The 7,572-nt window shown below is 77.0% G+C and carries 9 protein-coding genes; 3 read left to right on the top strand and 6 right to left on the bottom strand.

From position 1 onward, the window contains the following. Positions 1-111: 111 nt before the first annotated feature. On the top strand, positions 112-1,359 hold the full coding sequence (locus IH54_RS0138025; protein WP_052398344.1) for a condensation domain-containing protein: 1,248 nt from the start codon (positions 112-114) through the stop codon (positions 1,357-1,359). A gap of 15 nt (positions 1,360-1,374) precedes the next feature. On the opposite strand, the gene IH54_RS0138020 is transcribed toward IH54_RS0138025, so the two are convergent. Continuing rightward, positions 1,375-1,965 (bottom strand): TetR/AcrR family transcriptional regulator, encoded by a 591-nt coding sequence (locus tag IH54_RS0138020; protein ID WP_031525959.1) that lies wholly within the window; start codon positions 1,963-1,965, stop codon positions 1,375-1,377. Positions 1,966-2,112: 147 nt separating this feature from the next. Here IH54_RS0138020 and IH54_RS0138015 point away from each other — a divergent pair, with 147 nt between their 5' ends. Further along, positions 2,113-3,024, top strand: a complete 912-nt coding sequence (locus IH54_RS0138015) for an SDR family oxidoreductase (protein WP_031525957.1) — start codon at positions 2,113-2,115, stop codon at positions 3,022-3,024. 64 nt (positions 3,025-3,088) lie between these two features. Here IH54_RS0138015 and IH54_RS0138010 read toward each other — a convergent pair whose 3' ends face one another. The 4 genes from IH54_RS0138010 to IH54_RS45980 all read right to left on the bottom strand — a co-directional run bounded on the left by IH54_RS0138010 (position 3,089) and on the right by IH54_RS45980 (position 5,844). Further along, positions 3,089-3,961: a hypothetical protein gene (locus IH54_RS0138010; RefSeq protein ID WP_052398343.1), complete on the bottom strand. Its 873-nt coding sequence runs from the start codon at positions 3,959-3,961 to the stop codon at positions 3,089-3,091. Positions 3,962-4,045: 84 nt separating this feature from the next. After that, positions 4,046-4,351, bottom strand: a complete 306-nt coding sequence (locus tag IH54_RS42285; protein WP_159012369.1) for a hypothetical protein — start codon at positions 4,349-4,351, stop codon at positions 4,046-4,048. Between the two features lie 47 nt (positions 4,352-4,398). Further along, entirely contained in the window at positions 4,399-5,634 is a 1,236-nt protein-coding gene (locus tag IH54_RS47840) for a hypothetical protein (protein WP_267965269.1), read from the bottom strand. 33 nt (positions 5,635-5,667) lie between these two features. Further along, a complete protein-coding gene (locus IH54_RS45980) occupies positions 5,668-5,844 on the bottom strand; it encodes a hypothetical protein (protein ID WP_159012367.1) in 177 nt (58 codons plus the stop codon). Between the two features lie 238 nt (positions 5,845-6,082). Between IH54_RS45980 and IH54_RS42640 the strand changes: the two genes are divergently transcribed. Then, positions 6,083-6,973, top strand: a complete 891-nt coding sequence (locus IH54_RS42640; RefSeq protein WP_063762455.1) for a cupin domain-containing protein — start codon at positions 6,083-6,085, stop codon at positions 6,971-6,973. Between the two features lie 69 nt (positions 6,974-7,042). Here IH54_RS42640 and IH54_RS0137985 read toward each other — a convergent pair whose 3' ends face one another. Continuing rightward, the gene (locus IH54_RS0137985) at positions 7,043-7,333 is read right to left on the bottom strand and encodes a hypothetical protein (protein ID WP_031525945.1); all 291 of its coding nucleotides are present in this window, start codon (positions 7,331-7,333) and stop codon (positions 7,043-7,045) included. Positions 7,334-7,572: the final 239 nt, after the last annotated feature.

Genomic DNA, 7,572 nt, shown 5'->3' with positions numbered 1-7,572 from the left:
CTTCGACCACCGCACCGTCGAAGCCGTCGCCCAAGCCCTCGAAAACACACTCCTCCAAGAACTCGACCAGCTCACCGACGCCGAAGCCGACCAACTGCTGGCGGAAGACTGATGAACGCCCCCTTCGCCGCGTCGGACGCGGGGATCGGGCCGCTCACCTGGGGGCAGCTGGCGATCTGGGACGCGATCGAGCGGACCGTGCCGGACGACCACTACTTCAACTTCGGGCGGATCCTGAAGGTGCCGGGGGTGCGGACGTCCGCCGAGGTCCGTGCCGCGCTGGGCGGGCTGGTCTCCGCGCACGGCGCGCTGCGCACGCGGCTGGATCTCGCGGGCCCGCGCCCGCGGCAGCGGCTGGCGGCACGCGGGGAGTTGACCGTGGAGCGTTGCTCCGGCGACCCCGAGGCGGTGCTCGCCGGGCTCGTCGCGCGGCCCTTCGACTACGAGGCCGAGTGGCCGCTGCGCGTCGCGCTGGTCACGGACGGCCCGCGGGTGGGCCATGTGGTGCTCGCCTTCTGCCATGTGGCGGCGGACGGGCTCGGCGCCGACGTGGCCGTACGGGACCTGCGGCTGCTGCTCCTGCGCGGTGGCGGCGTACTGGCCGGGACTCCCGCGCCGCGCCCGCTCGACCTCGCGCGCTGGCAGGCGGGACCGGAGGGCCGCCGGGCGGCGGGGCGGGCGGCGCGTTTGTGGGAGAAGGTGCCGCACGAGGTGATGTTCGACCGGTGGGCGGGCGCGGGCGAGCGGCCGCGTGTGCGGCGGGCCCTGTTGGCCTCCCCGGCGATGGATCTCGCGGTACGGGCGGTCGCCGCCCGGCACCGTACGTCGACCTCCACCGTGCTGCTGGCGGCGACGGCGGCTCTGGTGGGCCGGTCGACGGAGCGGGAGCGGTGCGCGGTGCTGCCGATCGCGAGCAACCGCTTCCGCCGGGACACCGCGCGGATCGTCGGCATGGTCTCGCAGGAGGGGGTCTTCGCTCTGGACGGGGTGGGCCGGCCGTTCGGGGAGCTGCTGCGGGCCGCGGATCCGGCGGCGCTGCGGGCGTACCGCAGTGCCTTCCACGACCCGGTGGACCGGGCGCGCGGCGGCTGGGCGCAGCCGCTGTGCTGCTTCAACGACCAGCGGCCGGCCCGGCCGGACCCCGCGCCGTGCGCGCCGGCGGAGATCCGTGCGGCGCTGCCGGCCAGCAGGCTGTCGTGGCCGCTGGGCCAGGACCGGCTCAACTGCCGTTTCTGCGTGCACGTCAGCGGGAATCTGGAGGTCTCGGTCACGGCCGACACCGCCTACCTGCCGCGTCCGGACATCGAGCGGTTCCTGCTCGGACTGGAGTCCCTGCTGGTCGCGGAGGCGGGTGCCTGACCGGCCGGCCGCCGGTCAGCCCCCGGCGCGATCCCGGTCCTGCGGGGCGGCGGCCGCGGAGAGGGTGCACAGGTCGTCGAAGGCGCTGCGGAGGTACGCGCCCAGGCTCTGCCCCGGGTCCTCGATCCATTCCTCGGCGGCCTGCTGGAAGGCGGCCCAGCCGGACTGGGCGGCGAGCGCGGCGAGCCGGTCCGGCACGCCGCGCAGGCGCAGGGCCCCGGCGACCGCCGCGGTGAGGGTCGCGGCCTTGGCCAGCTCCCGTTCGCGCAGCGCGGGGGTGGCGGCGATGACCGCGCAGCGCGGCTCGGAGAAGTCGCGGTTCTCCTCCAGGATGTGCTTGGCCCTGAGGAAGGCGTGCAGCAGCAGTTCGAGCGGCGGGCCGTCGGGGGCGGTGGCGACCTCGTGGACGAGGGTGTCGCGCAGCTCGGCCTGGCCGTCGAAGAGGACCTCGCGCTTGTCGGCGAAGTGGCGGAAGTAAGTGCGCTCGTTGAGGCCGGCGCGGGCGGCGATCTCGGCCGTGGTGGTCCGGTCGAACCCGCGTTCCTGGTACAGCTCCAGGGCCGCCTGCTGGAGGCGGCGGCGCGCTTCTGCTCCGCTGCGTGGCATTCGCCCAGGATCGCATATGTCAGTGACCGGCATTTCTTTGCGCCAGTCCCTGGCGTTTCTTGACGCCAGCGACTGGCGCTACGTAGTGTCAGTGACTGGCGCAAACGACTGCGCCGCACACTGGCGCCACGTGAGAGCGAGTGCTTCATGCATGTCTTCGTCACCGGCGGATCCGGGCTGACCGGACCCGCCGTCGTCACCGGGCTGGTCTCGGCCGGCCACACGGTCACCGGGCTCGCACGCTCGGACGCCGCCGCGGCGCGGCTGGAGTCGCTGGGCGCCGTGCCGCTGCGCGGCTCGCTGGAGGACCACGACGGCCTGCGCGACGGCGCCGCCGCCGCGGACGGTGTCCTGCACATGGCCTTCGGGGGCGACTTCGCCGACCCCGACGGCCTGGTCCGGCGCGACCGGAGCGCGATCGAGGCGCTCGGCGGGGCGCTGGCCGGCACCGGCAAGCCGTTCGTCAGCACCTCCGGCACGCTGGTCATGGCCGCGGGGCGCGAGGGCTCCGAGGCCGACCGGCCGGACCCTGGAGCCGTCGCCGGATTCCGCATCCCCGGGGAGGAGGCCTGCCTCGGCTTCGCGGCGTCGGGGGTGCGGGCGAGCGTGGTGCGGCTCGCGCCCACCGTGCACGGGCCCGGCGATTACGGCTTCGTCGGGATGCTCGTCGCGACCGCGCGCAGGACCGGCGTGTCGGCGTACGTCGGCGACGGCGCCAACCGTTGGCCCGCGGTGCACCGGCTCGACGCGGCGGACCTCTTCCGGCTGGCGCTGGAGCAGGCGCCCGCGGGCAGCGTGCTGCACGGGGTGGCCGAGAACGGGGTCGCCTTCCGGGACATCGCCGGGGTGATCGGGCGCGGACTCGGGCTGCCCACGAAGAGCCTGGACCCGCAGGAGGCGGCGGTGCACTTCGGGAACCCGTTCATGGCGACCGTCTTCGGCCTCGACGCGCCCGCCTCCGGCGCGCGCACCCGCGAGCTGCTCGGCTGGGCGCCCACCCGTCCGGGGCTGCTCGCCGACATCGAGGACGGCGACTACCTCACCGCCGCGGCCGCCTGACCTGGCGGCCGCGGCGCAGCTCCGTCGAAGATCCTCCGGAGCGTGACGGCCGGTCAGCGGGCGGTCAGGCGCAGCCGTGTCCGGGGGTGACGGCGGGCCAGGCCTCGACGCCGTGGGAGGTGCGGATGTAGACCCGGGAGGTGTCGGGGGTAGTCCACAGCTCCTCGCCCTGCCGGTGGTAGCCGGTGCTCCGGGCGTCGGCGGGCAGGACGGCGTCGCCGTCGTACGCGGCGGCGAGGCTGCCGGGCGGGAGGACGCCGTGCGGGTCGCGGGCGTACTCCCGGCTGCCGGAGGGGCCGCCGAGCTCCAGGAAGCGGGCCTGCTGCCAGCCGCAGTGGGCGGGACCGTCGGTGGTGTTGAGGGTGGTGACGGGCACCCGGCCGCCGCGGCTGTCGGTCCAGATCTGGTACGGGCCCTTGTCCGTGAAGCCCGCCGGGAATTCGGCCGGGTCGCAGGACGCGCTGGTCTCGGGGCCCCAGCCGGGCCGCCCCGGCTGGTCCTTGGCGACGATCACGGCGACCTTGGTTCGCAGGCCCACGTCGTAGGAGAACAGCACGCGGTCGGCGTCACGCCGCTCCACCCGGTAGCCGGAGCGCGGCACGCCCGGGTCGTACATGTCGAAATAGGCCTTGAGGCCCTCCTCGGGCGTGCTGCCCCCGTCACCCTCGCTCCACGCGTCGGGGCCGCCGCCGGCGTAGATCCGGCCGGTGCATTCCAGCGCGCGCCCGGCCGCCCCGGAGGCCGCGAGCAGTGCGGCCGGGTCGTCGCCGGTGGCGGCGCGGGTGGCGACGTACAGCGGCCCGGCGTACGGGACCGGCGGGGCGGTTCCGTCCACGACCGGGCCGGAACCGCCGCCACCGCAGCCACTCGCCGTCGCCGCCAGCACCACCGCTGCCGCTGCCGCCGCGCCGCGCCCGTACGCCCTGCTCACCCGCATGCCCGCCCCCTGGTCCGGTCCTGCGGCGCTCCTTCCGCCGGGCGCCGCGCGGGTTCGACGCCGCGTCCGCCGCGGCGGTTCCACTCAGCCGGCGGAAGGTGCGGGCAGCGGGACGATCCGGCCGGTCAGGGAGTCGGGGGCGCCGGGCGGCTGCCAGGCCACGTCGATCTCGGTGCCGTGGAATTCCCGGCAGAGCCCGGTCAGCAGGGCGGTCGCGGCGGCCCGCGCCCGGGCGGGACCGGCGTCGGCCGGCAGGCCGGCGAGGCGCCCGCAGACAAGGGCGCCGTCGGTGGTGGTGACGCTGTGCCGCCAGCCCTCCGGGGTGGCCAGCAGGACGATGTGGCGGGGCATGCCGAACGGGGGCTTCTTCTTCCGCGCCGGTCCGGTCATGTGACCATCCAACACCCCGGAGGCAGGCGCGGTGCCGGTGGTGCCCGTCATGCCCTCCCGGCCGCGCGCACCGGGCCGGGCGGCGTCGGGACGCGGGTGGCGCGGGCCGGCGCGGACTGCCACTCGGGGGTGACCTGCTGGAGGAGCCGCAGGTCGGACACGGGCAGCCGGGCGGCCTCCTGCCGGCGCAGGCGCAGGAGGGTGGCGGGCAGGTGGGTGCGGATCTGGCAGCCGGCCGTCCGCCACCGCAACGGCGATCTCGCGCCCGCGGAAGGCGGGTTCGGCCGCGCCCGCGGCGTGCTCGCGGCGCAGCTCGGCGGCGGCGGCCTGCGGGGTGGGGTACGCGTAGCCGCTGCCGCGCGTGCAGGCTGCCGGCCGGCGAGGACGGCGGTGTAGCCGGGGTCGCCGGTGGCCGCGTGCAGGGTCGCGTCGGCGAGCAGCTGCGGCACGTAGTCGATACGGGCCCGGGCCCGGAGGCTGCCGCCGAGCTCCCGGCGGGCCGCGGCGACGCACCCGCCCGCCGGGACGGTGGCGCTGGTGGCGCCGCGCAGGGGCACGGTGGCCTCGGGGGATCCGCAGCCGAACCGGGCGTCGGCGAAGCGGGCGCGGTCCTGCGACGGGACGGCCGTGTCGGGGGCAGGGGCGGCCGTGTCGGCGGTCGCGATGCCGTAGCCCTCGTGCGTACGGCCGCCGAGGTCGACGGCGGCGGCCTCGTCCTCGGGGGACGGGACGGCGGAGGCGGCGGGGGCGGGCGAGGCGGCGGCCGCGATGTGGGCGGCGGCGACGGTGGCCGGTGACAGGCCGGGATCGCCCAGGTGCCGCCGGATGAAGTCCTCGACCTGGAGGAAGAGCACCTGGCGGCGGGTCTCGGCGGGGGTGCGGTCCTCGCTGTCGGTGTGCTGCGCGAGCCACGCGGTGACCAGGTCGACGAGGACGCCGCCGATCCGGTGGGCGTCCGCGGGCCGCAGCGGGGCGGTGTCGGCGGCGAGCTGGGTGAGGAGGCCCGCGAGCAGGCACCCGGCGCCGTCGCGGGCCGGGAGGCGGGCAGCGAGCAGCCGGCCGACTCGGTCGGGCGGCGGCGGCACGTCGGTACTCGGCACCTGCACCACGACCGAGGCGGCGGCGCCGGGCCGGGCGTCGACGTCCGCACGGCAGGGGCGCGAGGTGGAGTACACCACGAAATCCCGCGGGCCCAGTTCGCTCACCGTGCGCGCCTGGGCGATGGCTTGCCTGCCGCGGACGACGAGGCCGACGGCGTACATCTCCGGGTCGGCCTGGCGGATCAGCCGCGGGGTGCGGCGGGAGGTCGTGGACGCTTAGGTGAGGGCGGTGACCTGGGCCGAGCCGAAGGCGGCGGTGCGCAAGGCGGCGTGGAAGCCGGAGTCGTCGAAGCTGAACTCGTTGCGGACCAGGGCGCCCGCGGTGGCGTTGCGCCAGGCCTCCGCCGGCTCCGGCGCGCGTACACTCCGGCTGTCGAACACGGTCCGCAGCACGCCGGAGCACCGCCTTCCCGCTTCCCCGCCGATCCTGCCCCGTCCCCCAGCTCTTCCGGTCGACCACCGTCCGCAAAAGGATGTATCGGGACGCACGGCGCGTTCGGTGCCGGAGTCGGGTCACCGCCGAGCACCGGCGCCCGCCGGCGGCGCGTGACGGGGCCTCACTCGGGTGGCGGGGCCGCGGGCGGGGTGGCGCGAGGGGTCCGCGGGAGCTTCCCGCGGGGAAGGGACAGCGATGGCGGAGGACGAGCGGCCGCAGACCGCGCGGCTGCTGGGGCTGGAGCCGCACCCGGAGGGCGGCTGGTACCGCGAGACCTGGGTCGCGGGCGGGCAGGAGGAGGTGCGGCCGGACGGCTACCCGGGCGGGCGGCGCCTAGCCAGCGGCATCCACTTCCTGCTGGAGCCGCGGCAGGAGTCGCGCTGGCACCGGGTGCGCTCCGACGAGCTGTGGCTGTGGCACCGCGGCGGCCCGCTGCTGCTCTCGCTGGGCGGCACGGGCGCGGACCCCGACCGCGCGGACGTCACGCAGATCGTGCTGGGCCCGGACCTGGCCGCGGGGCAGCGGCCGCAGGCGCTCGTGCCGGGCGGGCACTGGCAGGCGGCGCGGCCGTACGGGCGGGACGAGGTGCTGGTGTCGTGCGTGGTCTCCCCCGCGTTCGACTTCGCCGACTTCGTCCTGGAGGAGCCGCCCACGACGCGCGCGGAGGCCTCCGCCGAGCTGCCGGTGCCGTACGGACGGGCCTGGCCGCTGGTCGCCGCCTTCGACGACATCGCCGCCTGGCATCCACTGATCGCCCGCTCCGAGCCGGAACCTGGCCTGCCGCCGGGCGCGCCAGGGCACCTGCGGCGGCTGGTCACGGAGACCGGCGAGCCCTTCAGGGAGCGGCTGCTCGCGCTCGACGGGGGGCGCTGCGTCTACGAGTTCGCACAGTCGCCCTTCGCCGTGCGCGCCTACCGGGCGACGCTGACGCTCGAACCGGGCCCGGGCGATGCGGCGTGCCGGGCGCGCTGGACCGCGGAGTTCACACCGTCGGACCCGGCGCAGGCACCGGCGCTCCGGGACTTCTTCGCGGGCGAGGTGTTCGGGCCGGGGCTGGCCGCGCTGGCGGAGGCGGCGCGCGGGTGACGACGGCGCGCCAAGGGGCGCGGCGGACGGGGTGGCCGGCGCGGTGTGACGGGGGATCAGGGCCGCGGGTCAGCCGCCGAGCGGCGGGAGCTTGCGGCGGCGGCTCCGGCGCGGCGCCCCGCGGTCCTTCCACACCAGCAGCGCCCCGCCGACGGCGAACGCGGCCGAGCAGGTCGACAGGGCGACGCCGGCCGGCCCCCCGTACCCGGCGAGCATCCCGGCCGCGTGGCACAGCTGGCCCACGCCGAGGGCGACGGCGCCCCACGCGGCGCGGGAGCCGGTGCGCGGGGGCAGGGCCGCCGCCAGGCCGAGCGTCACGAAGACGAGGCCGGCGGCCCCCAGGACGACTGCGCCGATCATCTGCGCCTCCGCACGGCAGTGTGAGCCGCGCAAGCTGTGGGCGGTGGGGCCGCGCGTCGGGGTGCGCGGCCGGCGGGACTCAGTGCCTGGGGACGGGGCCGGCCGCGGTCGGGGTGACCGCGACGGTGAGGCCGTTGAGCACGAGCCGGGTGCCGCCGCGCAGGTGCGCGATGTCCTGGGCGCCGTCGCCCGTCCACACGAGGTAGGTGTACTGCTCGGTCCACGTCAGCCGCGATCCG

Source organism: Streptomyces sp. NRRL F-5123, assembly GCF_000721495.1.
Taxonomy (GTDB): Bacteria; Actinomycetota; Actinomycetes; order Streptomycetales; family Streptomycetaceae; genus Actinacidiphila.
Note: the sequence above shows the minus strand (reverse complement) of the source record. Positions and strands in the feature narration are given on the sequence as shown.